25 protein-coding genes are annotated in these 21500 nt (G+C 62.6%); 12 read left to right on the forward strand and 13 right to left on the reverse strand.

Going from position 1 to position 21500, the window contains the following annotated elements; genetic code table 11:
- Nucleotides 1-63: 63 nt before the first annotated feature.
- Both AS9A_RS14830 and AS9A_RS14835 read right to left on the reverse strand, forming a co-directional pair.
- The gene (locus tag AS9A_RS14830) at nt 64-561 is read right to left on the reverse strand and encodes an NUDIX domain-containing protein (RefSeq protein ID WP_013807878.1); all 498 of its coding nucleotides are present in this window, start codon (nt 559-561) and stop codon (nt 64-66) included.
- Between the two features lie 9 nt (nt 562-570).
- Nucleotides 571-2235: an alpha/beta hydrolase gene (locus AS9A_RS14835; protein ID WP_192808156.1), complete on the reverse strand. Its 1665-nt coding sequence runs from the start codon at nt 2233-2235 to the stop codon at nt 571-573.
- An 83-nt stretch (nt 2236-2318) separates the two neighbouring features.
- Between AS9A_RS14835 and AS9A_RS14840 the strand changes: the two genes are divergently transcribed.
- Nucleotides 2319-3101: an META domain-containing protein gene (locus tag AS9A_RS14840; protein WP_013807880.1), complete on the forward strand. Its 783-nt coding sequence runs from the start codon at nt 2319-2321 to the stop codon at nt 3099-3101.
- A 344-nt stretch (nt 3102-3445) separates the two neighbouring features.
- The gene (locus AS9A_RS14845) at nt 3446-4045 is read left to right on the forward strand and encodes a TIGR03086 family metal-binding protein (protein ID WP_013807881.1); all 600 of its coding nucleotides are present in this window, start codon (nt 3446-3448) and stop codon (nt 4043-4045) included.
- Nucleotides 4046-4047: 2 nt separating this feature from the next.
- Here AS9A_RS14845 and AS9A_RS14850 read toward each other — a convergent pair whose 3' ends face one another.
- Genes AS9A_RS14850 through AS9A_RS14865 form a run of 4 tightly spaced genes read right to left on the reverse strand, consistent with a single transcriptional unit; the run spans nt 4048 to nt 7398 of the window.
- Nucleotides 4048-4653: a response regulator transcription factor gene (locus AS9A_RS14850; protein ID WP_013807882.1), complete on the reverse strand. Its 606-nt coding sequence runs from the start codon at nt 4651-4653 to the stop codon at nt 4048-4050.
- The gene (locus AS9A_RS14855; protein ID WP_049793741.1) at nt 4650-5774 is read right to left on the reverse strand and encodes a sensor histidine kinase; all 1125 of its coding nucleotides are present in this window, start codon (nt 5772-5774) and stop codon (nt 4650-4652) included. Before AS9A_RS14855 ends, AS9A_RS14850 begins: the two co-directional genes overlap by 4 nt.
- Nucleotides 5711-6457 carry an ABC transporter permease gene (locus tag AS9A_RS14860; protein WP_013807884.1) on the reverse strand — a complete coding sequence of 249 codons (747 nt, stop codon included), beginning with the start codon at nt 6455-6457 and terminating at the stop codon, nt 5711-5713. Before AS9A_RS14860 ends, AS9A_RS14855 begins: the two co-directional genes overlap by 64 nt.
- Nucleotides 6454-7398 (reverse strand): ABC transporter ATP-binding protein, encoded by a 945-nt coding sequence (locus AS9A_RS14865; protein ID WP_013807885.1) that lies wholly within the window; start codon nt 7396-7398, stop codon nt 6454-6456. The genes AS9A_RS14860 and AS9A_RS14865 overlap by 4 nt, the downstream gene beginning before the upstream one ends.
- 131 nt (nt 7399-7529) lie before the next feature.
- Here AS9A_RS14865 and AS9A_RS14870 point away from each other — a divergent pair, with 131 nt between their 5' ends.
- From AS9A_RS14870 to AS9A_RS14880, 3 genes are all read left to right on the forward strand, one after another.
- On the forward strand, nt 7530-8075 hold the full coding sequence (locus AS9A_RS14870; RefSeq protein WP_041451121.1) for a YceI family protein: 546 nt from the start codon (nt 7530-7532) through the stop codon (nt 8073-8075).
- A 106-nt stretch (nt 8076-8181) separates the two neighbouring features.
- Nucleotides 8182-8736: a YceI family protein gene (locus AS9A_RS14875; protein ID WP_013807887.1), complete on the forward strand. Its 555-nt coding sequence runs from the start codon at nt 8182-8184 to the stop codon at nt 8734-8736.
- Between the two features lie 123 nt (nt 8737-8859).
- Nucleotides 8860-9744, forward strand: coding sequence for a hypothetical protein (locus tag AS9A_RS14880; protein ID WP_013807888.1), 885 nt, complete (start codon nt 8860-8862; stop codon nt 9742-9744).
- Here AS9A_RS14880 and AS9A_RS14885 read toward each other — a convergent pair.
- On the reverse strand, nt 9741-9965 hold the full coding sequence (locus AS9A_RS14885) for a hypothetical protein (protein ID WP_148262479.1): 225 nt from the start codon (nt 9963-9965) through the stop codon (nt 9741-9743). The two genes, AS9A_RS14880 and AS9A_RS14885, sit on opposite strands and share 4 nt — an antisense overlap.
- Before the next feature lie 177 nt (nt 9966-10142).
- On the opposite strand from AS9A_RS14885, the gene AS9A_RS14890 reads away from it, so the two are divergent.
- The gene (locus AS9A_RS14890; protein ID WP_013807890.1) at nt 10143-10658 is read left to right on the forward strand and encodes a lipocalin family protein; all 516 of its coding nucleotides are present in this window, start codon (nt 10143-10145) and stop codon (nt 10656-10658) included.
- 191 nt (nt 10659-10849) lie between these two features.
- A complete protein-coding gene (locus tag AS9A_RS14895; RefSeq protein WP_013807891.1) occupies nt 10850-12841 on the forward strand; it encodes an ECF transporter S component family protein in 1992 nt (663 codons plus the stop codon).
- 61 nt (nt 12842-12902) lie between these two features.
- On the opposite strand, the gene AS9A_RS14900 is transcribed toward AS9A_RS14895, so the two are convergent.
- Both AS9A_RS14900 and AS9A_RS23890 read right to left on the reverse strand, forming a co-directional pair.
- On the reverse strand, nt 12903-13967 hold the full coding sequence (locus tag AS9A_RS14900; RefSeq protein WP_013807892.1) for a SagB family peptide dehydrogenase: 1065 nt from the start codon (nt 13965-13967) through the stop codon (nt 12903-12905).
- Between the two features lie 75 nt (nt 13968-14042).
- Entirely contained in the window at nt 14043-14186 is a 144-nt protein-coding gene (locus AS9A_RS23890) for a hypothetical protein (protein ID WP_013807893.1), read from the reverse strand.
- Nucleotides 14187-14456: 270 nt separating this feature from the next.
- On the opposite strand from AS9A_RS23890, the gene AS9A_RS22800 reads away from it, so the two are divergent.
- The 3 genes from AS9A_RS22800 to AS9A_RS14915 are packed head-to-tail and all read left to right on the forward strand — an operon-like array spanning nt 14457 to nt 16388.
- Complete coding sequence (locus tag AS9A_RS22800; RefSeq protein WP_013807894.1) at nt 14457-14897, forward strand: cupredoxin domain-containing protein; 441 nt, start codon at nt 14457-14459, stop codon at nt 14895-14897.
- Complete coding sequence (locus AS9A_RS14910; RefSeq protein ID WP_013807895.1) at nt 14894-16216, forward strand: hypothetical protein; 1323 nt, start codon at nt 14894-14896, stop codon at nt 16214-16216. Before AS9A_RS22800 ends, AS9A_RS14910 begins: the two co-directional genes overlap by 4 nt.
- Nucleotides 16209-16388 (forward strand): hypothetical protein, encoded by a 180-nt coding sequence (locus AS9A_RS14915; RefSeq protein ID WP_013807896.1) that lies wholly within the window; start codon nt 16209-16211, stop codon nt 16386-16388. Before AS9A_RS14910 ends, AS9A_RS14915 begins: the two co-directional genes overlap by 8 nt.
- 13 nt (nt 16389-16401) lie before the next feature.
- On the opposite strand, the gene AS9A_RS14920 is transcribed toward AS9A_RS14915, so the two are convergent.
- Nucleotides 16402-17124 (reverse strand): type 1 glutamine amidotransferase, encoded by a 723-nt coding sequence (locus AS9A_RS14920; protein ID WP_013807897.1) that lies wholly within the window; start codon nt 17122-17124, stop codon nt 16402-16404.
- 437 nt (nt 17125-17561) lie between these two features.
- Here AS9A_RS14920 and AS9A_RS14925 point away from each other — a divergent pair, with 437 nt between their 5' ends.
- Entirely contained in the window at nt 17562-18089 is a 528-nt protein-coding gene (locus tag AS9A_RS14925; protein ID WP_013807899.1) for a DUF309 domain-containing protein, read from the forward strand.
- Nucleotides 18090-18106: 17 nt separating this feature from the next.
- Here AS9A_RS14925 and AS9A_RS14930 read toward each other — a convergent pair whose 3' ends face one another.
- The 3 genes from AS9A_RS14930 to AS9A_RS14940 all read right to left on the reverse strand — a co-directional run bounded on the left by AS9A_RS14930 (nt 18107) and on the right by AS9A_RS14940 (nt 19982).
- Nucleotides 18107-18871, reverse strand: a complete 765-nt coding sequence (locus AS9A_RS14930) for a fructosamine kinase family protein (protein WP_013807900.1) — start codon at nt 18869-18871, stop codon at nt 18107-18109.
- A 6-nt stretch (nt 18872-18877) separates the two neighbouring features.
- Nucleotides 18878-19483 carry a nitroreductase family protein gene (locus AS9A_RS14935; protein ID WP_013807901.1) on the reverse strand — a complete coding sequence of 202 codons (606 nt, stop codon included), beginning with the start codon at nt 19481-19483 and terminating at the stop codon, nt 18878-18880.
- A gap of 64 nt (nt 19484-19547) precedes the next feature.
- On the reverse strand, nt 19548-19982 hold the full coding sequence (locus AS9A_RS14940) for an Hsp20/alpha crystallin family protein (protein WP_013807902.1): 435 nt from the start codon (nt 19980-19982) through the stop codon (nt 19548-19550).
- A 135-nt stretch (nt 19983-20117) separates the two neighbouring features.
- Here AS9A_RS14940 and AS9A_RS14945 point away from each other — a divergent pair, with 135 nt between their 5' ends.
- The gene (locus AS9A_RS14945; protein ID WP_013807903.1) at nt 20118-21497 is read left to right on the forward strand and encodes a DUF2252 domain-containing protein; all 1380 of its coding nucleotides are present in this window, start codon (nt 20118-20120) and stop codon (nt 21495-21497) included.
- Nucleotides 21498-21500 lie beyond the last annotated feature (3 nt).

Below are 21500 nucleotides of genomic sequence, written 5' to 3' on the forward strand. Positions count from 1 at the left end.
CCGGGAATCGTCTTAGGCCGGCTGCCACCGTCAACTTTCGTATGACGCTGTTGTGCGCTCCGGCTACGTTCCCGCCGCGTTGCGCTGTTGCAGCCAGTCCGCGACCGCATACCCCGTGCCGAACGGCCACGGTGTGAGTTTGTCGGGAGGGACATGTTTGAACTCGTCGAGTTCCTCGTTCAGCACGACGGTGCCTGTCGCTGCGACGTGGTAGGCAATGATGATCTGGTTCATCTGCTCGAACGGGTAATGGCCGACGAATGTCACTTCGTGCGGAGTGAGGGCGAGTTCTTCTTCCACCTCGCGCTGGACGCCTGATTCTGGGGTTTCACCACGCTCGAGGAAACCCGTGATGAGGCCAAACCACGTGGGCGGCCACGTTTTGTTGTGCGCGAGGATGATGTGGCCCTCGTGCTCCACGATCGCGGCGACAACGGGCACAGGGTTGCCCCAGTGGATGAACCCGCATTCGGACTCGGGGCATGACTTCCGGGCTTCGCCGCCGATGTGCGCGTCTTGCAGCGGAGTTGCACACTGCGGACAGTACTGGAATTCGCTCACTCGGTTCTCCTACGCTGCCAGAGCGTCGCGGATCTCCGCGATCTCCTCAGGTGTCCATTGGGTGCCGTCGGGCGCCGCGCGCAATATGGCAGCCCACAGGTCAGTTGCCTCCGAGCCGTGCGTATGCCCGTGCCCGGACGGTACATCGACCGAGAACACCATATCCAGGGTCACCTGCCAAAACGTCACGAAAGGTATCCATCGCACGCCTGGCTCAAGTCGGGGTGACAGCGGCTCGCGCAGCCAGTCGGGCCGATTGAGCACCAGATCAAAGCTCCACCACACAATTGGGTCCGAGGCGTGCTGCCAGTACACGATGCGCGGTGCTTCCCATTCGGAACTGAGATGTGCGCCGTTCAGGTCGGCAGGGTCCGACGCGAAGCGGATGTGCTCGCCCTGCGCGATCACCGGTAGTACCTCGGGTGATCCGTCATCGCGGCTGGCAGTGATCTCGGCCCACTGTTCGGAGAAGTTAGGAGTGCCCACCCACAATGCGCCGTCGGTGCGCGCCATCATGTCGTACCCGCCGGAGAACGCCGCCTGGCCGCCGAACGAACCGAGACTTTCACCGAAGACGACCAGTTTCGGACGGTCGTCCTCGGGGAGGCCCAGCCACCGTTCGTACACGGCTTCGAACAGCGCGCGGCCTGCGAGCTGCGGCGTTTCCCTGTCCGCGACAAACGACAGCGCACTTGGGAGGAATGAGTATTGCATTGACGCTATGGCACTGTCGCCGTCGCTGAGATATTCCAGCGACGACGCGACGTTCGCGTTGACCCAGCCACGTCCCGTGGTGGTCGCGACGGCGAGCACTGAACGGTCGAAACCGCCTGTACGGTCCAGTTCTTCCACAACGAGCTTCGCGGTTTCGTCAACCCCGTCGGCGGAGAGACGGCCCGCATAGACGCGGATCGGTGTCACCGCGGGGCGTCCCGTCACGGCTGTGATGTCTTGCGCCCGAGGCCCGCCAGCAACGAAAGTTCTACCCTCGCGGCCAAGGGTGTCCCATTGCTGCAGAGAGCTGGGCGAACCAGAACGCTCAGGTTCCTCTGGTTGCACCACTTGCGGTGCGGTGGACTCGTCCGCGACGGCCGCAGACCGTTCCGCGACTCCGAGAACACCCCGCTGCACGGTCCCATCGATAACCAGCACACCAACCACAACGACGACGACAACCGCCGCGAGTCGCGCGACCGGTACCGGCACAAAGCGGCCGAGCAAGTGCGCGATGGCACGTGTGGCGCGGCCGATCAGCCGACCGAACACAACGAGCAGAAGCCCGAGCGCGAACGCGGCAATGAGCAGCACGGTATACACCGGGCGCCCCTCTCTCGGCACGCCAACGATGTCGCGTATCGATTCCTGCCACCAGGAACCCAGAATCGCAAAGGCCGGGATGAGGATCAGGGCACTGACACCCAGAAGCACCCACCCCATGTGCCGGACGCGATCAGACCACTGTGGCTGGAGCCCGCACTTGCGCACAATCCAGGCCGCCAGGCACCCGAGACCGTACCCGATAGCCAAACTGATCGCGGTCGCTACTGCCTGGAGGAACCAAGGCCTGGGCAGCAGTGACGGAGACATGGACCATACATAGAAGACGAGCGCGAAGGCGAGCCCAACCGGATGGAATGTGCGCGCCCAGAGCAGCAGCCGCTGACGGTGTGTCATAAAAGGACTCTATGTGGCCGCTGCGACAGTCGCAGAACGGGGAATACTTGGTCTCGAACCCCACCACTGGAAGCAGGCCATTGATGCGGAAGACGCTTATCGCGCTCCTCGCGCTGGGTTGCGGCGCGATGTCGGCCGCCTGCAGCGGAAATGAAGTTGAGGCAGCCATGAATGACCTGTCCGGCCGGACATTTCTCTATACGGAGGTGGAAGGACCGCAGATCCCCGGTGGTGGTCCTCTGCGCCTGGAGTTCGCTGAAGACTCCCGCCTCATCGCGAACGCGGGGTGCAACACTGCAGCGGGCACCGCGCGCCTCGAAAGCGGACGCATCATCACCGGTGAGCTCGCGATGACGCTCATCGGTTGTCCGCCCGACGTCGCTGGAGCCGATGATTGGGTGGGCGCACTATTCGCCGCGGAACCCGAATGGACGCTAGACGGCGCCACACTGACGCTGCGCACAGATACTGGGACAGTACGGTTGCTCGACCGAAAGGCGGCCGAACCTGACCTGCCGCTCAGCGGGACGGAGTGGGTGGTTGACTCGATCATCGAACAGGAGGCCATCAGCACGTCAGCAGCGCTAGAGGAAGCGCGGCCGACCCTGACGATCGACCAAGACGGTCGGGCAACGGGCACAACTGGCTGCAACAATTTCCATGGCACCGCCGAGATCGACGGCGATCAGATCACTTTCAGCCCGCTCGCGACGACACGAATGGCGTGCCTGCCTGACCGGGATGACATCGAACGGGCTGTACTCGCCACTCTGTCGTCGACCACCGTGACCGCCTCAATCGACGCCGATATCCTCACCGTCACCACCGACGCGGGCCACGGCCTGAGATTCCGCGCCCACAACTGAAACTGGCCCTGCCATCAGCGATGACAGGGCCAGTTTGCAGCTAACTCAGCGGATCAGTGACTCACAGCCCCCCGAGCAGAAGGTGAAGCAGATCGCCAACGATTGCGATAAGACCAGCTACCAGACCCATGTTTGGCAGTCCTTTCATTTCTGTTGCCGGAACTACATGTCACCCTTGCAAGGCAACGACCACGTTATGGACGCCTCGTTTCCGAGATGTTGGCACTGAGTTTCAAGAAGGTCACCAGATCAGCTATCAGACTGTGAGTTTCTAACATGCACGTCATGAAGATCGACTATTTTGCGCGCGATGATTTTCGCTAGCATCGCCGGTCACTACTTACATGCGCTATGACCTCACCGCTGCCGCTCAAGAGATTGAACGGCTCCTGCCGGCTATCTCCGATGCCGACCTTGCTCGCCCTACACCCTGCGAGGACTACTCCGTCGCGACATTGCTCGCGCACATTGACGGCCTTGCGTACGCGTTCCACCTGGCTGCGCCGGTGACGCCGAAAAGCCCTGAAGCCGTGGCGCTACTGAAAAGCCCGCCCGCGCCCTCGGCGGACGACCTTCCCGCTGAGTGGCGAGTCACCATCCCCGCGCGCCTCCGCGCTCTCGCCGAGACGTGGCGCAACCCATCTGCCTGGGACGGTGAAACCACCATCGGCGGCGTCACGATGCCCGCGGAAATCACGGGACTTGTCGCGCTCGATGAGCTCGTGCTCCACGGCTGGGACCTGGCCCGGGCGACCGGCCAGGAGTTCTACTGCGACGACGCGAGCACTGCGGCCTGCCTGTCGTTCACTGAAATGTCGGCGGCTCCCGGTGAGGAAGCGGAGCGTGAAGGCTTGTTTGGACCAGTTATTGATGTGCCCAGCGATGCTCCCGCACTGGATCGCGCGATCGGGCTGTCAGGGCGTAGTCCGCACTGGCAGCCCTGACGTCACAACCAGCCGCGTGATTGGGCGATCTGGGCAGCCTCACCGCGCGTGACCGCGCCAGTCTTACCAATCGCGGACGACAAATAGTTGCGAACAGTCCCCTGGGATAAATGCACATGCCGTGCGATAGCGGCGACGGTGGCGCCGGTGAGTGCGTGTAGCAGCACCTGCCGTTCCCGTTCGGTAAGCGGGTTGATTCCATCGACCAGGGTTTCCGAGGCGAGGGCTGGGTCAATGACGCGCAGGCCAGCGTGCACACGGCGCACTGCATCCGCGAGTTCGCGCGCCGGAGTGTCCTTGACAATGAAGCCACTCGCCCCCGCATCGATCGCGCGGCGCAAATAACCCGCCCGGCCAAACGTTGTGACGATTAGTACGCGCGTAGCCGGGAATCGCTCCCGCACCGCGGCGGTTGCGGCGATTCCGTCTAACCCGGGCATCTCGATGTCGAGCAGGCAGATGTCGGGCTGAAGGTCCAGCACTGCCGGTAGGACAGCATCTCCACGGCCTACTTCCGCTACAACAGACAGATCTGGTTCGAGCTCGAGCAACGCAGCTAACGCGCCCCTGACCAGCGCCTGGTCATCGGCGAGCAGGATCTTGATCACGGCACGGCCACCTCCACGCTCGTTCCTCCCCCGTGGACGGCCCCAATTTCCACCCGGGCACCCGCCGTGGCCGCCCGTTCGCGCAATCCGCGCAACCCCTGGCCTTCGTGCAGCGGGCCGTTTCGCCGCCCGTCATCGGCAATCGTGACGGAGTCAGCCTTCAGTGTGATCACGCATCGACTCGCTCCGCTGTGCCGAATGATGTTGGTGACAGCTTCACGAACCGCCCAGGCGAATACCTCCTCGGCACCGTCCCGTACTTCCGGTGCGGACGCGGGCAGGGCAGCTTCAATCCCTGCGGCCGTCAGCGCGGTCCGGGCGGTGCGCAGCTCCTCATCGAGGCTACGGGACCGCATTCTCGTCACCGCCGACCGCACCTCCGCGAGTGCCCCGCGAGCGAGTGTGTGCAGTTCAGCGAGTTCCCGCCTTGCGCGGGCTGGGTCAGAGTCGATGAGGCGCGCGGCCAGTTCAGCCTTCACCGAGATCACGGTGAGTCCGTGGCCGAGGATGTCATGGACGTCCCTGGCGATACGGTCTCGCTCAGCGACCTTGGACAGTTCGTCTTGGAGTTCGCGGCGAGATTCTTCCTTTTCGATCATGATGCGTGACAGTGCGGATACAAAACTCACTGGTACTAGGAAGAGGAGGAATACCCAATATTCGCCGAACTGGCCGGTACCAATGAGACCGGGCCCCACCAGAACTAGCACGATGGTGGCAATGGCTAGGCCAACTGCTCGACGTATGGGCCAGGCAAAGAAGACATAGCTGATGATGAACGCCGTCATTCCCATCGCGCCTAATCCGATGAGGATTGCCATTAGCGATGTGATCGCGACCATGCCGAGGACGACCAGGTTGGCCTGGAGGTCGTCGTCGCCGATGCAGCGCAGGGTAACCAGGCCGTATACAAAGACTGCGGCGAAGACGACTAGTAGCGCCACGCCGATCGTCAGACCGACAAATGATTGATCCGACGTGAAGAGTTCTCGCGCGGGAAAGACGAGGAAGACTAGCCACACCGCTCCGAATAGCCAGCTGTGGTCCTGCTCTTCGGTCATCGCCTTGCCAGAGCCCGGCGCGACATGATCGCCGCCGCTGCCCCGAAGATGATCGCCCATGCCATGACGTTTACCACAGGAATCCATAACGATTCGCCCGTCATTCCCGCGTAGGTGCCTTGCGTTTGCGGGTAGCGAGCGAGCGCCACCATCCCGTACATCGGTGTGAACTTCGCGATTGTCAGCATTGTCCCGGTCAGGGGGATAAATACGTTGCCTAAGAACGCGAGAATGACGAGGAGTCCTCCCGCTGCACTCAATGCTGCTTCGGTGCGGAAAGCGAATCCGACGGCGAGTCCGAAGAGCGCAAAGATTGCCGAGCCTAGCCAGCACAGTAGCGCGGAAAGGATCCACACGTTCGGTGGGGCTTGTGCGCCGAAGAAGAAGCCGAGTGAGTACACCACGAGGATGGGCATCGCGGCCACGCCGAGAGCCACAATGGCCTTGATGGTGACGAACCCCGACGACGTCAGCGGTGTGAGCGCGAGTTGACGTCCCCATCCCTGAAATTGTTCGACAGCGACGGAGCCGCCGATAGACAGCGTCGCCATCGCGGCGCCGTAGCAGGCCATTGACGTCATAATCACAGCGGCGACGTTGCCCGAGCCGGCGGGTTCGGCCCCGAACTCCATGAGTGCACCAAACACGAGATAGAACGCACCGGGCAGCAGCGCGATGAAGAACATGTTGGGGAAGTTGCGGACAGTGCGCTGGAACTCGGTGGTGACGTAGGTGGTGCTCATGCTGACACCCCTTTCCTGTCATCGAGGCTGTCGGCGGTCAGGGTGATGAACGCTTCCTCGAGGTTCGCGGAGGTGATCTCGAGGTCATAGCCGAGGGCGCGGTCAAACAGGTACTTGGCGACCGAGTCGGAGTCACGGCATGCGATCGACATTCGCCCTCCGCGCACGGTGACGTCCTGGACGCCGTCGATCGCGAGAACGGACTCCCGCACAGATTCCGCCGTCTCGGTCGACACTCGGGCGCTGACGGTGCGGCCCGTTGCCCGGGCACGAATTTCCGAGGTGGAGCCGTCGGCAACTATCTTGCCGCGCGACATCAAAACGACTCGGTTGGCGAATGCATCCGCTTCTTCGAGGTAGTGCGTCGCGAACACGATCGTTCGTCCCTGGCGTGCTTCAGCGTGCATGGTGTCCCAGAACTCGCGGCGGGCACGGACGTCCATCCCGGCTGTGGGCTCGTCAAGGATCAGCAATTCTGGGTCCGCGAGCAGCGCCAGACCGAACTTCAGGCGCTGCTGCTGGCCACCGGAACACTTCGCCACCATGTGCCGGGCAACAGTGGTGAGCCCAGCACGGTCGAGGACCTCACCTATTGAGAGTGGCCGGGGCATCAGGGACGCCACCACCTTGAGCGTTTCCTGAACGGTGAGGTCGGCGAGCAGCCCGCCAGTCTGCAGGACCGCTGACACTGCCCCGTCCTCGATTGCGGCGCGGGGTGTTCCCCCGAAGACGCGGACTTCGCCCTGGTCTGCAGCGGCAAACCCCAGCACGAGGTCGAGCGTGGTGGTCTTGCCCGCACCGTTGGGTCCGAGCAGCGCGACGACTTCACCACGCTGGATTGTCAGGTCGATACCCTGAACCGCCCTGACCGGCGTGCCGCTCCGTTGCCGGAAACTCTTGTGCAGGCCGCGTATTTCGATTGCGGGTGATTGGTTGGTCATGCTTCCACATTCGCCGCGGGGGAACTCGCGGCCCCGGATCAGATGTCACGAGTTTGACGTGACAGTTGTCATGCCGGCGTGGCCGGGCGGGAGGCGGCTGATGTTGAATGCGCTGCAGTTACGCTTGGGTCATGGTGGGCGAAGGAACGTTTCGGCTCGGACCAGATTCGGGGCACTTGCTGGTGAAAACCAGCCGCAGCGGCCTCGGCGCCCGGGCTGGGCATGACCTGGTTATCGAAGCGGCCGAGTGGACTGGGACTGCAGTGGTTGGACCGGACGGATCCGCCCGTGTGCACGTCGAGGTGAATGCGGGGTCGCTCACGATTAGGGACGCGCTGGGCGGCCTCAAACCGATGACATCGTCAGATCGCAAAATGACCGAGAAAAACATGGTCAAGGTGCTGCAGCCTGGCAAGTATCCGATGATCACGTTCGTGGCTGACTCTACCGGCCAGACGGGCGATGCTGTGACGGCCCCGGGTGCATTGACACTGGTTGGCAACACGCAGCCATTAACTGTCAGTGGCACCGTGAGTTCCAGTGGACGGCTGCGTGCCTCCGCAACTGTGACGCAGAGCCGTTGGGGAATCACCCCTTTTTCTGCCTTCTTTGGGGCCCTCCGGCTTGCTGACGATGTAGCTGTCGAAGTTGACGCGGAACTCGTTCCCGCACGCTAGTGATGTGACGCTGGACACTATCGGAATGAACCCAACTGGTTGAATGTTCTACTATATGTAGTTGCTTGAGCAATTACTTCTGAACATCGGCACTAAGGAGTTCACCATGACCGCTGCTGTCATCACCGCCCTTCCCGGCCTCACCGCAGGCACCTGGACGATCGACCCCGTCCACTCCGCAGTCACCTTCAGCGTCCGCCATCTCATGGTGAGCAAGGTCCGTGGCGAGTTCACCGAATTCTCAGGCCAGGTCACCATCGAGAACGACGGGTCCGCATCAGTAGCCGCTGACATCGCCGTCGGTTCAGTGACGACCAAAAACAAGCAGCGCGACGAGCACCTGCACAGCACCGACTTCTTCGACGCGGCGAACCACCCCACTGCCACCTTCCGGTCCACCGGCGTACGTTCAGAGGGCAGCGAAGTGTTCGTCGACGGTGAGTTCACGCTCCGTGGAGTCACCAAGCCGGTGACGCTGAGCCTCGAGTTCAACGGCGTCAACCCGGGCATGGGACAGGGCGAGGTTGCGGGCTTCGAAGCCACGACAGTCATCAACCGCAAGGACTTCGGCGTCAACTTCGATGCTCCGCTGGAGAACGGTGGCGCGGTTGTCGGCGACAAAGTGACCATCATTCTCGAGATCGAGGCCATCAAGCAGTAACCCATCGAGCAGTACCCCCTGCCCCGTCGACGCAGGGGGTACTCCGCCGGGACTGCCCCCTGCACCTGTACGGGTAGCATCGCGGGAAACGAATTCCATCGCGATTGAGAGCGGGGTGTTGTCGTGGCTCGATCCGCGGCCGCTTTGGTCAGCTGCGCTGTCCTGATAGCTGGTATTGCCGCGTGCGGCACCGACACCGACGATGAACCTCCCGCTCCCGGCACCGCAGATCCGACTACCGAAGCCGCAGCGGATGGGCAAGCGCCCCCGCCCATCCGGATCCGGGCAGGCGATGTCGATTCCGAACTTGAACCCTGGACATATTGCTGGATCGATCGGTGCGTGGACGGCGAGGAGCCGGAAGACCCACTGAACATCGGAAGCCCGGACAGCGTCACCGTCGATTTCGCCGGCGAGGCAGCGGAATTCGTCGCGAATTTCCGCGAGGCTGGAAGCGATGAGTGCGGCCGAAATTACGAAACTGACCTTCAAGAGAATCCGGACGGCACGTTCACGTTAGAACCGGTGGGACTCGCTGGTGAATACGACGTCCTCCTCGTCGCCCGAGCGCCGGAAGGTGACGCTGCAGTCATGTTCCGCTGGGATACCCCAGAGGACGGCGCAGTGCCTGAACCGCAGGCCGCGCTTGCGATTGCGTCGGAATTCGCCCCCTTGTCGATGTCCTTCCCCGACCTCACGATTACCGATCTGCGTGCGGACCCACAGCAGGCTTCGGTTGAAATCACCATTACCTCTGCTGACGGCGTGACGCAGACCATTGACTCCGATGCGACCCCGACCGGATGCCCAGAAGGGTCATTGCGCTTCTTCACCGAAGAGACCGCCGACCCCCTGGAGGACGGTCAGCCACCGCACCGCTACGAGGTGCGGCTGCAACTCGACGACGAAGTACATGAAGCGACAGCGGAGTGGCCGGCCGATGCCATCGGCGGCGCGCAGCCATACGTGAATCTGGAGTTCACACCCCCGCTGCCGACGGTGCGTTAAGCGTCAGCCACCGGACGGGGTGCGGGCCGCAGTGCTGCCTTAGGATGCAGACCCACTCCGAGCAGCGCCATAGCGCCCCAAGCGAACGCGCCTCCGCCGAGCGAATCGAGGATCGCTACATCCGCGTCACTGCCGGTAAAGAAGCGAAAAACGATTACAGCAAGCAGGGAGCCGCCAGCGTACGGTGCGGCACCTATCAAACGGTCGATCACTTCTTTCACGCGGATATCTTCACCACACACGCCCGCCGAACTCAAACTCTTGTGACAACTGCCACCAACGTGGCGCATTTCTGACAGACTGTTTTCGTGAGTCTCACACATCGCGCCCTGCCAGCCGCCCTTGCCGCCGCCGCCCTCGTGGCACTGCCTAGCACCGCGACCGCGGCACCGGGATCTATGCTCCCCGAGCCATTGCCGCCAGTACCGTCGCTCGACGTCGAACGCTACGGAGGAACGTGGCAGCAAATAGCCGCGATACCGCAGCCCTTCAGCCTGCAATGCGCTCGCGATACTCGGGCAGAGTACGGAATTATCGGGCCTGGTGAGATTTCCGTCCGCAATACCTGCACGACGTGGACCGGCGAGCAGTCCCAGATCGACGGGACGGCACGGGTAACCGATCCCGTGACCAACGCCGCGTTGCGGGTCCGCTTCCCTACGGTGCCATTCGAAATCGCTGAAGAGATTCCCAATTACGTCGTCACCTATGTCGACGACGACTATTCGTTGGCCATCGTGGGCGATCCGGCTCGGACGTCGGGATTCGTTCTCTCGAGGACATCCAGCATTTCGACCGAACAATGGCAGTTAGTGCGCTCAACAATCGAGTCCCGCGGCTGGGATTCCTGCTTCTTCCTTACCTCGCCTACAGCCGGAGGACTTGAGGAGATAAGGCCCCTCTGCACTTTGTAGCAGGGCAAACGAAAAGCGACGGACATCACAATTCATCCCTGGTATGAGCGTCTCTCACAGAACCCGAGACGCTCTATACCAGCGACGATACTGTGTGTATCGTTTTGTCTCAGAAATCGGATTCGTCTGGATGTCGCAACGATGCGACTGTCAACCAGTGCATCCGCATACTGTGAGAGGGCAATTCGACAATGTTTGTCGCACAGCCACCTGACGTCGCCCCCGTAGGCGGTGCAGACGTCCGGGATATTGTGATCGCGCTGATCATCACAGCAGTGGTGTCCGCGCCAGTCGCCTGGTTCATGTTGCGCGAGCGCGCAGGAAAATCGTCGACAATCGGGCGATTCGCCGACTGGCTGGCCGAGCGAGACGGAATGCCTCGCTGGTTCAGTCTGCCTGCGTACCTCACGATCGTCAGCATCCTCGCTGCAGGTTTCGGTGTGTGGTGGGATGTGGCGTTGCATATGCAGGACGGTCGCGACGACGGGGCGTTGTCGAATCCGTCTCATTGGCCGATCTTCTTCGGCATCCTCGGTTTCTTCAGCGCAGGTGTGCTGAGCATCATTCTCGGCCACCGCAGCAAGCTTCCGGCCCGCACTATCCGCATCGCACCTGGCTGGCGCAGCCCCCTCGGCGCGCTCATCATGACCGCGGCGGGGCTCATCGCCCTTACTGGCTTCCCCGCGGACGACCTGTGGCACCGGCTGTTCGGCCCGGACGTCACCGAGTGGGGACCGACTCACATCATGATGATCGGCGGTGCCGTCACCTGCATCCTGGGTGTCGTCCTGCTGCATGCTGAGGCAAAGCAGATTGGCGCTCCGGGCGCTGATTCCAGTTTCGGCAGGCTCCGCGAGGCTGTCATCCTCAGCCTTTGCATCGTCCCCTTCGCGTTCCTTATGGAATTCGACCTCGGCGTGCCGCAGTTCCCCGCGGCGACACAGTTCATAATCGCGGCCTTCCTGACTGGCTGGGTGTTCACCGCAGTCAGAATGCGGTTCGGCCCCGGCGGCGCTATCTTCGCGTGGGCCGTCTACATCGTCGCGCACCTTTTCCTGATGGTCACGGTTGCGGTACTCCCGGGCGTGCTCATCGCGGGATTCCTGCTCTTCCTCCCGGCTGCGCTGATCATCGAACTGGTGGCGGCCGTCATCGACCCGGCTAACAAGGTGCGCTTCGGCGTGGTTGCAGGCCTGCTCGTGGGCTCGCTCGGAATGTTCGCGGAATGGGGCTGGAGCCACCTCTTCATGCCGCTGCCACAGCCGCTGCCCGCGTCCGCGCTGCCGTTCATGCTGACCGTCGGAACCATTGCCGGTGTCGGCGGCGGTCTTCTTGCAGCGTGGCATACGCAGAAGCTCGATCTTGTTGAAGCTCGCAGCTCCTTCACACGGGAGGACGCGGAGAAGGTCATCGGCCTCTCGCCACGTACACCGGCGTTCTGGAAGGCTCACACAGCTGGACTTGTCGGCATTCTGACGTTCATCGGTCTGATGGCGGTTTACGCACCTCCGACGGATCGCCAGGGTGTCGAAGCGACCGCCAGCTTCACCGACGTCACCTACTTCAACGAGCAGGGCGAACCTTTGCCTGTGAACACAGGGGACACGGAGTGTGATGGTGAACGACGTTGTGAAGCCATCATGACGGTGCAGTTCAGCAATCCGGCCGATGTTCAGGACGCTATCTGGCTGTATGCCCTCGGCTGGCAGGGCCGTGAAGACCGTAGCGCTCCGAACATCCCGCGTGACCCTCAGGCCGGGGGCGCTGAAGGTGTCGTCCGTGTCCCGATGGTGGAGACAGGGAATCCTGGTGAGTTCCAGTCGGAACGTCCACTGCCTATGTACGGCTCATGGAAGACGCTAATTCGAGTCCACCTGCCACCGACCGTTCACATCGCGTACCCGGTGTACGCCCCGGACGACCCTGAGATCCTCAGCGACAAGGGCCGCCAGGTGACCACCGCAGCAGGCGAAACCAAGGAACTCATCACCGAACACGAGTTCTTGCAGCGCGAAGTCAGCGACGATGTTCCAGCCTGGCTATGGACGGTCGCGTACGCCATCGTCCAGATCTTCTGGTACGGACTGATCGCGTTCTACGGTTGGTGCTATGCAACAGCAGCGCATGGCAAGAACAAGCGTCCCGATGACGCGAAGTCAAAGCCACAACCAGCCACCGCATAACGGCACACTGAACGTGAAGTGAGCGGGTCCGAGGGAACTCCTCTGGCCCGCTCACTGGGCGTTAGGTGGCAGGAAAGCCGAGTGCGGTGACGGCGAGCAGGGGTTCGCTGATGGGGTCGACTCCGAGTATCTGTTCGATGACAGAGTCACAGAGAGCCGTGGCCGTTACAGAGCCCAGTCCCATGGCAGTCGCCGTCAACAGCACGGTCTGGCTGATGTGGCCTGCCTCGAGCAGAATGTCACGGTAAGCACGCCGGGACTCGAAACGCCACCGTGTCCGTTGCAGGACAGCCGTGTAGATCAGCAATACCGGCGCCTCAGCAAGCCACGGCTGGTCTCCCACTGCGCGGCGCAAGGTCGCGGGCCGTGCTGCGGGCCGGATGCGTTCAAGGCCGCCACGCGCTGAAGCGTAGTGGTAGACGGCGGGCTGTAGCCCGTGAACACGGTTGACGTGGACGTAAAGTTCAATGGGACTCCGCGCCCCCGCGGAAGGACTAGTTTTGCGCACGACTGAACCGGTTTCCTCATTATCGATGACGTCGATCGGCCCGGCCGCGATATCGACCAGTGTCCCGAGTGTGTCGAGAGGAATCGCGGCCCGGCTGTAGTGACGCACCGACCGCCGCGAAAACAACGCGTCGACCAGTGCGGGGCGCGGCCAGCGCGAAAGGTCGTGAACCTCCGGAGCGGTCACTGTGATCGGCCGCTCGGGAAAGGTTTTGACTGGCGACGGTGGTGGCTCGATTTTTGCTTTGTCGGCGAATGCCATGTGGTCCGATGCGGGGTCTAGGTACGTCACCGTCTCATCGGTCCGCGACGCGAAATGGTGGTACCGAGTCCCGGCTCCCCACGAGCCCCATTCGTCGAGGAGACGAGTTTCCTCGTAGTGCTCCGCGGACCCTTCCCGAATGAGCACCTTCTCGTCGATTAACCGGTCTGCGATCGCGCGCTGAATCTCGCCTGGCGCGCCGATAGTCGAAAGAATCCGCCATGACGAAAACCACCGCAAAATGCTTTCGCTTTCTGCGGTGAGGGCAAACTGTCGATGATGAAGGTAATCGTCCCAGATAAGGTCGCCGCCCTTCCAGAACATGGCGGCATATTCAGCAACCTTCACCCGCTCCATCCGATTGCCTCCCGAACTCCTATCACTGATCACTGCATGTGATAGTACGGGCGACCGGACGGCGCCGGCGGCGCGTTAGCTGAGGGGTCGCGGACGCGACTCGATGTAGTCGCTCTTATGCGCACGGAACGCCGCTGCTTCCACTGAGAATGCGGCCAGCACAACGTCATCTGCTGCGACTGAGTCAAACAGCCCGCGTGCCATTTCGTCGATGTTCATGTTCTGCGTTGTCCTTCCCCGCGTCACCGAGCGGATCCAGGCATCACCCTGGCTCACACGCTCAGACTCTCTGCCATATACATCGCTGGCGAGCCGAAGTTGTTACACCCCTGCTGAGAGTATTTTTCAAGCGGTGTGAAATAAGACGGTTCTGATCATACTCCGGACAGGCGAGTGCTTCACCCCACGTTTTTTCACGCATTTCGGACGGCAAATGAGATCATGTGCTCGATACAGTTGGACAAACGCAGAACACCCTAGGAGTCAACGATGTCTTCCTCGGCTCTAGTGTCGCGCCGTCCGCTCGCGGGCTTCGCCACCGCTGCCGCGCTCGCACTAGCACTCACCGGGTGCGGCGACGAGAGCGCAGCACCCGGACCGTACGGCGGGGCTCGTGAAGGCACAACCGCTGCCGAGTCCACTGACGATGCGGAGGACGTGGCTGACACGGACGTATTCAGCTTCGTGGCGGAAGACGGTCGCCGGGTCGACGGTGACGCCCGGATCACTACTGAAGTTGGCCGCACCGTGGTTATCGAGGTCACGTCAAACACCGCCGAAGAGCTCCACGTCCACGGTTACGACCTTTACGCCGACATCCAGTCCGGCGAGGCGGCACGGCTCGAGTTCACCGCGGACCTGCCCGGAATCTTCGAGGTTGAACTGCACAACGCGAACGCTGTGCTGACGCAGCTGCGGGTGGACGGGTGATCCTTGCGCACGGGCTGCACGGTCGCTCCGACCTGCCCGTCCCGCTCTGGCTTGCGCTCTACACGGGCGCGGCAGCAGTGCTGGTGTCGTTCGTGGTGCTGGCCTTCATGTGGACCAAGCCGCGACTCGCCGGAGCCGATGCTGGCCGCCCTCTACCGGCGCTCGTAGAGCGCTTCGTCGACAGCCGCGCACTTCGTTTCGGGCTCCAGGCGGCGGGGTTAGTGTTCTTCGTGCTGCTGCTCGCGGCAGCCTGGGCTGGTACGAACAGCTCGTTCACCAACCCGGCGAGCACGTGGTTCTATGTGTGGTTCTGGCTTGGTGTCATTGCGTTATCGCTTGTCTTCGGGCGAATCTACCGGGTCGCGAATCCGCTGCGGATCCTCGCTCGGGGGCTTGCGCCGTTGCTCTACCGGCCGGGGCGCGAGGCATCGCTCGATAAACTCGCCTTCTGGCCAGCGATCGCTGGGCTCGCTGGATTTCTCTGGCTCGAACTCGTGTACCCCGCGTCAGATTCTCCCCGTGCGATCGCCGTTTTCGTCACGCTCTACGCACTGACGATGGCTGTTGCTGGCGCCTACTACGGCCCGAAGTGGTTCGAACGTGGCGACGGGTTCGAGGTCTACTTCACGCTTATTGCGCGGCTGAGTCCCTTCGGTCGGCGGAACGACGGCCGGATAGTGGTCCGCAGCCCCCTCAATGGACTACTTGACGGGCCATCCCACGGCCTCACCCCGGTCCTGTTGCTGATTCTCGGCTCGACGACGTTCGATGGCGTCACTCGCATCCCGATGTGGCCGGACTTCGTGGATCCCTTGACTCCGTTCTGGACAGCGGTTGCCGGAACTATTGCGCTTGCCGCGACCGTCGGTTTCCTCTCCGCGATGTATGTGGGAGCGATGTGGCTGACACGGCCGTATCTGCGAAAGCCCCGCCGCGGTGAGCCGCCCGTCGACCTGTATGGCGCCTTCGCTCATTCCCTCATTCCGCTTGCGCTGGGCTATACGATCGCGCATTACTTTTCTTTCGCGATCTTTCAGGGCCAGGCCGGTTTCCTGCTCGCTACCGATCCCTTCGGGCAGGGATGGGACCTGTTTGGCACGGCCGGAACCGGCATCAACTACGCAGTGCTCTCCACGGGCCTGATTGCCCTCGTGCAGGTCGGCGCCATCATCGTGGGGCACATCGTCGCCGTCGTCTCGGCCCACGATCGCGCACTGCAGATCATCCGGCCCGATTACAAGAAAACTGGACAATACCCCGCGCTCGCGCTCATGGTGGGTTATACGGTGATTGGAATCGTGCTGGTGTCCAGTGTCTGAGGTTGAGATCGTCCTCATGCATCAGGGCGGCTGGGATGAAGCGCTCATGCTCCTCGGGCCGCTCGCGATCATCGCCGCCCTGATCTACACCGCCCGCAAGGGGCGTCCACCGGACGGTGAAGAGTGGGACGACGACTGGGAAGAAGAGGATTGGGAGAAGGAGCCCGAATAGGGGCAGTTGCCCGTCAGTGGCGGGAACCCGCAACGATGCGGGCGAATGACCTGCCGACCATTTGGGCCGTCGCGACGATCTCCGGTTCCCGATCCTGGTACGCCCGCAGGAAGCTGCTCGGACTCATGGACTCCTGAGTTGCCGCGTCGGTTGCCCACGCCCGGAACGTACCGAACGACGCTTCAGGGTGGCATTGCAGCCCCCACGCTCGGTGTCCGATCCGGAAGATCTGGTTGGGGTACATTGCGGATGATCCGAGCAGGGTGGCGCCCGCGGGAAGTGTCTCCACGACATCAAAGTGCATGCTGGGCGACCGCATCGGGTTGCAGCACACCGAGATCCGGCCGAAAAGCTCATCCCTGTTCGCTTCGGGAAGCCACCGTATCTCAGCTACCCCACCTTCCAGACCAGCTTCAGCATCGATGCTCACCGATCCGCCGCACGCGAGCGCGAGGAGTTGTGCGCCGAGGCAGATGCCCAGGGTGGGAATCGATGCATCCACACAGTCACGAAGCAGGGCGCGAACCTTGGGCAGCCATGGACAATCGTCGTCGGAGATTGCGCTCTGATAGCCACCGAGAACGATCAGACCGCCTCTGACGTCGTCACTGGTAGGCAAGGTGTCGCCATAGTAGGGGCGCACGACCTCGAGGCTGACCATCGCCATAGATTGTTCGAGCAGATCGAGCGGGCAGCTTGGGTGGTTCTCGATGACCGTGACAACTCGTTCACCCATCGGAGGTGCTGACTCCTCACTGCCCCGCTGCGCGGAGCACAACCACGTACCCAGAGCACTGTAGACATCCCGGGGTGCAATTGCATGCCGGCGAGGGCACTCTGTGCTCCCAGTCACACCTAGACCCGTGTCGGCGCCAAATTTTGTCGGTGTGCCCTGATAGAAGTAGGACATGCGGCTGACAACGGACTGTGCTGACTGCACTGCAGAGCTAGACCACTGCCACGGGACGCTCATCATTCACACTGGGGGTTCCCGCGAATGCACCAGCGATGAGTGCATCGCACCTGCCCGGCACCGGCATGTCTGGGTGCTTGATTGCGATGCGCTCCAGCCCGACTGTTCCTGCGCGACTGAAGACTGGCTGACGAAAACTGGTTAACGCGGTCTCTTTGGGGCTCGAATGGATGGGCAGCGCCTGGAACCATGGAGTCGTGATGCAACGCGGATCAGAAGAGGACCCGGAGACTCAATTGACAGGCATGGATGAGGCTCGGGATAGAGATGAGTCAGGCCGCGCACGCAATGCACGCCCGCGAGACGCGCTGGGCAGACCGCTGCCCTACGGTTCTCCGGGAGTTCCCCGCCTCGAAGAAGGGCGCGTACGTACGCCCGAAGAGACCCTCGCCGAGGCGGCTGCACTGCTCGATCAACGACTGCCGTTTCACGCTCACGAAGTCTTCGAAGACGCCTGGAAGTCCGCGCCCGAGCAGTGGCGCGGACTGTGGAAAGGTCTCGCGCAGCTTGCTGTAGGCGTTACGCATGCGGCTCGCGGCAATCTCAGCGGCGCATCCCGACTGTTGACTCGCGCAGCAGAGCATTTGGAGCCGTTTGAGGCCACGAAACCCTTCACGATCGACGTGGATGGGCTACGAACGTGGTCAGAACGCCAGTCCGCGGAGCTTGAGGCTCACAGTGAAGCCAGCCCCGTCTGGCTTACCGTGCCGCCACTGACGGGACGCTAGCCGGCCGCACGCTGAATTCACGCCAGCTTCAGTACGGCGCGCGCAGCGCGCTCCAGTTCGTGACCATAATAGGCCCCCTGCCCCGCCGCATGGACCGCCAGCGGATGCATCTGATGCAGCGGAATCCGCTCTTGCCAGCCCGCTTCCAGTTCGCAGACTGACTGATAGCCGCCCATAATCTCGTCGAGGAATGGGCAGCCGAACAACTCCAGCATCGCGAGGTCGGTTTCACGGTGCCCACCGTGTGCGGCGGGATCGATCGCGATGGCACCATCGACGGTCCACATGACGTTGCCCGACCACAGATCGCCGTGTATGCGGGCCGGTTCCGCTCCATTATCGAACACACCTGACGCGGCCAGGTCGCAGGCCTTCTCAACCACCCAAACCGCAGCCGCAGTGATCATTCCGAGCTGGCGTGCACGAGGCAGGAATGGCAGGACCCGCTCGGCCGCATAGAACTCACCCCATGAGGTGTGGACTGCGTCCGGACCCGACGGCATCGGCTGCGTGCCGATGAACATCTGGCCGTCGTAACCCTCGGGCGGTGCACCGAAACCACGCGCCCCGACTCCATGAGCCTTCGCGAGCCGTTCACCGAAGGTTCGCGCCGCGACAGGGCTGGGCGCCGTGGACTGGAGGCGCTCGAGTTCGATGAAGTCGTCATCGAACGCGATGACCCCGACTACAGGCAGACCAGCGGCGCGCAGCCATTCGAGACCAGCGTGTTCGGCATGATAGAAATCTGGGTGCTGCGCGTGTCGCTTGATGAAGTTACGCATAGCGGCTCACTCCAGGCGGGTGATCAGTTGCGCGGCGTCGATCCGGCGGTTGCGCGGCTTGACGTCGGATGGGTCGATCCCGCCAACGTACAGCCATCCAAGCAGCCGCTCGCCCTCTTTCAGCCCGTGCATTTCGGCTACCCGCGGCATATTTACGAACGGCCCGGTGCGCCATACGACGCCCCAGCCCTGGTCGAACAATGCGAGCGAAAGCAAGTGCCCTAGGCCTGCAGCGCTGGCGACCTGCTCCCACTCGGGGACACTGGGGTGGCCGACAAACCTGTGCACGATCGCGATCAGCAGTGGCGCCCGCAATGGCTTACCAGCGAGTTTGCGCGCATCGGCGATCTTATCGGGGTCTGTCAGCAACGAAGCATCGCCGTACTCGTGCTCAACTATGGCCGCCCCGAACCGTTCACGCGCGGCACCTCGCAGGGTGATGATCCGCCACGGCCGCAACGCTTTGTGGTCGGCGACCGAGGTGCACGCCTGGATGAGGTCCCTGATGTCAGAGTCGCTCGGAGCATCACTCGTCAGCGTCAAGTAGGACCGTCGCCGCGCGATCGACTCGACGACGCCGCGCGGCAGTGTCTCGGAAAGTTCAGCATCCATCGCGACAACCGTAGCGCGAATCGCACGACAGCGGCCCGGGAGACCCCTGGGCCGCTGTCGTGGACTAGCCGCGAACTTCGATTTTTCGGACGGACTTCTCCGCCTCAGACTTCGGAAGTGTGACCGTCAGGACGCCATCCGAGAGACTCGCGTCGATTTTCGAGGCGTCGACTTCTGTCGGCACTGTCACCTGGTAACTGAACCGCCCAGTGCGGCGGGTACGCCGGTGGACGATGCCGACGCGTTCCTTCTCCTTGGATTCGCCTGCGATCTGCAGGATGCCGTCGCGGTACTCCACGGTGATGTCGTCCTTCTGCACACCTGGGAGTTCCGCGTCGACCTTGAACGCCAGGTCCGTCTCCTCAATATCAACGGACGGCGCCCACGTGCTGGCTTCCCCCGTTCCTTCTTCGAACCATCGGCCGAGGCGGTCATACAGTTCCTCGAAGTCACGGAACGGATCCCATCGGCGAGGATCTCGGCGGGCTGGTACTGCCATTTCGCACTCCTTCAATCTGGTCTGGTTGTCTGCTCGGAGGCGGTTAGCCACCTTCGCTTGACATAACACCCGCATAATTGAGTGTATTCCACTCAACTTGATGCCGCGAGTCTCCGATGAGGCAAGGTGGTGCTTATGGACGAGCGGACCCAGAAAACGCTGTTCACAGGAGACGGTGCCGACTCCTGGACCGACGCGGCCGAGGCGCGCGACAAGGGCCGGGATCTCCGCGACTACATTCCCCACGAAGCGCATACCTACTTCACGGTCCAGACCGATCGCCCGACGGTCAGGGACTACATGGAAGCCACAAATGAGGGGCGTGACGAACACCTGCTGCCCATCCGGATTGAACGGATGCGCCAGTCCCCCTTCGCTTTCTTCCGCGGCACCGCGGGACTGATGGCGTATGACCTGTCCCATGAACCCGTCACGGGTCTGCACGCGCAACTATGCGGCGATGCCCACGCATCCAACTTCGGGCTCTTTGGCGGACGGCTCGGGTCCATCGTCATCGACGTCAACGATTTCGATGAGACCGTCCGGGGCCCCTGGGAGTGGGACGTCAAACGCCTCGCCGCGAGCCTGATCCTCGCTGGCCGACAGAACGACATCGACGACAGGACATGCGCTCGCGCGGCCCGCCACGCTGCGCGCGCGTACCGGCGTGCCGTTCGTCGCGTCTCCGCCACACCGTTTCTCGAAGCTTGGCGCAATTTCGCCGACGAATCAGTGATCTCGCGCACCAAGGCCGACGCACTAGCTGACGACTACGCACGCGCGCTGCGCAAAGCGGCGCGGAACACCTCCGAACGCGTCGCCGACCGATGGACCGCGCGCGACGACGGCCAATGGACATTCACTGAAGACCCACCGATTCGCACGCGGATCTCACCGGAAGACGAGACCGACGTCGTCGATGCGCTGCGCCGCTACACCGCGACGTTGCCGCCTGCGAAACGTCCGCTCAGCGCACGATATCGCGCTCACGACGTCGTTCACCGGATCGTGGGCACGGGGAGTGTGGGGCTGCGGAGTTACCTTGTTCTCCTTCAGGGGAATGGGAGTGAGGCGCTCGTCCTCCAACTGAAACAGGCGCAGCGCTCACTGCTGGCGCCGTATGTTCCTGAGACCGCGCCCACCCACAATGGGCAGCGCATCGTCGAGGGCATCCGCATCATGCAAGCGGACAGCGACTCATGGCTTGGGTGGACGAACATTGGTGACCGTGACTACATGGTGCGGCAATTCCGCAATCACAAGGCGGACATCGATCCGGCACGCCTGACCGCAAAGAATCTCGACGACTACGGCCGCCTGACCGGCGCGCTGCTTGCCCGCGCCCACTGCCGGACAATCGACTCGCGCACGCTCTGGGCGTACCTCGCGAGAGGGAAGCACTTCGACCGCGCCATCGCCGCCCACGCCACGTCCTACGCCGCCCAGGTGGAGACTGACTACGCCGAATTTCTCGCGCTTGTTCAAGACGGCGAGCTACCTGTGAATAATGCGTAAACC

Origin of the sequence: Hoyosella subflava DQS3-9A1 (assembly GCF_000214175.1) — a bacterium.
Taxonomy (GTDB): domain Bacteria; phylum Actinomycetota; class Actinomycetes; order Mycobacteriales; family Mycobacteriaceae; genus Hoyosella; species Hoyosella subflava.

Bases quoted from the DNA above. Each gene is read 5' to 3' on its own strand.
- AS9A_RS14835 (WP_192808156.1), bottom strand. From the start codon at position 2,235: ATGACACACCGTCAGCGGCTGCTGCTCTGGGCGCGCACATTCCATCCG.
- AS9A_RS14840 (WP_013807880.1), top strand. From the start codon at position 2,319: ATGCGGAAGACGCTTATCGCGCTCCTCGCGCTGGGTTGCGGCGCGATG.
- AS9A_RS14845 (WP_013807881.1), top strand. From the start codon at position 3,446: ATGCGCTATGACCTCACCGCTGCCGCTCAAGAGATTGAACGGCTCCTG.
- AS9A_RS14855 (WP_049793741.1), bottom strand. From the start codon at position 5,774: ATGGGCGATCATCTTCGGGGCAGCGGCGGCGATCATGTCGCGCCGGGC.
- AS9A_RS14860 (WP_013807884.1), bottom strand. From the start codon at position 6,457: ATGAGCACCACCTACGTCACCACCGAGTTCCAGCGCACTGTCCGCAAC.
- AS9A_RS14865 (WP_013807885.1), bottom strand. From the start codon at position 7,398: ATGACCAACCAATCACCCGCAATCGAAATACGCGGCCTGCACAAGAGT.
- AS9A_RS14870 (WP_041451121.1), top strand. From the start codon at position 7,530: ATGGTGGGCGAAGGAACGTTTCGGCTCGGACCAGATTCGGGGCACTTG.
- AS9A_RS14875 (WP_013807887.1), top strand. From the start codon at position 8,182: ATGACCGCTGCTGTCATCACCGCCCTTCCCGGCCTCACCGCAGGCACC.
- AS9A_RS14890 (WP_013807890.1), top strand. From the start codon at position 10,143: ATGCTCCCCGAGCCATTGCCGCCAGTACCGTCGCTCGACGTCGAACGC.
- AS9A_RS14895 (WP_013807891.1), top strand. From the start codon at position 10,850: ATGTTTGTCGCACAGCCACCTGACGTCGCCCCCGTAGGCGGTGCAGAC.
- AS9A_RS14900 (WP_013807892.1), bottom strand. From the start codon at position 13,967: ATGGAGCGGGTGAAGGTTGCTGAATATGCCGCCATGTTCTGGAAGGGC.
- AS9A_RS23890 (WP_013807893.1), bottom strand. From the start codon at position 14,186: ATGAACATCGACGAAATGGCACGCGGGCTGTTTGACTCAGTCGCAGCA.
- AS9A_RS22800 (WP_013807894.1), top strand. From the start codon at position 14,457: ATGTCTTCCTCGGCTCTAGTGTCGCGCCGTCCGCTCGCGGGCTTCGCC.
- AS9A_RS14920 (WP_013807897.1), bottom strand. From the start codon at position 17,124: ATGGGTGAACGAGTTGTCACGGTCATCGAGAACCACCCAAGCTGCCCG.
- AS9A_RS14925 (WP_013807899.1), top strand. From the start codon at position 17,562: ATGCAACGCGGATCAGAAGAGGACCCGGAGACTCAATTGACAGGCATG.
- AS9A_RS14930 (WP_013807900.1), bottom strand. From the start codon at position 18,871: ATGCGTAACTTCATCAAGCGACACGCGCAGCACCCAGATTTCTATCAT.
- AS9A_RS14935 (WP_013807901.1), bottom strand. From the start codon at position 19,483: ATGGATGCTGAACTTTCCGAGACACTGCCGCGCGGCGTCGTCGAGTCG.
- AS9A_RS14940 (WP_013807902.1), bottom strand. From the start codon at position 19,982: ATGGCAGTACCAGCCCGCCGAGATCCTCGCCGATGGGATCCGTTCCGT.
- AS9A_RS14945 (WP_013807903.1), top strand. From the start codon at position 20,118: ATGGACGAGCGGACCCAGAAAACGCTGTTCACAGGAGACGGTGCCGAC.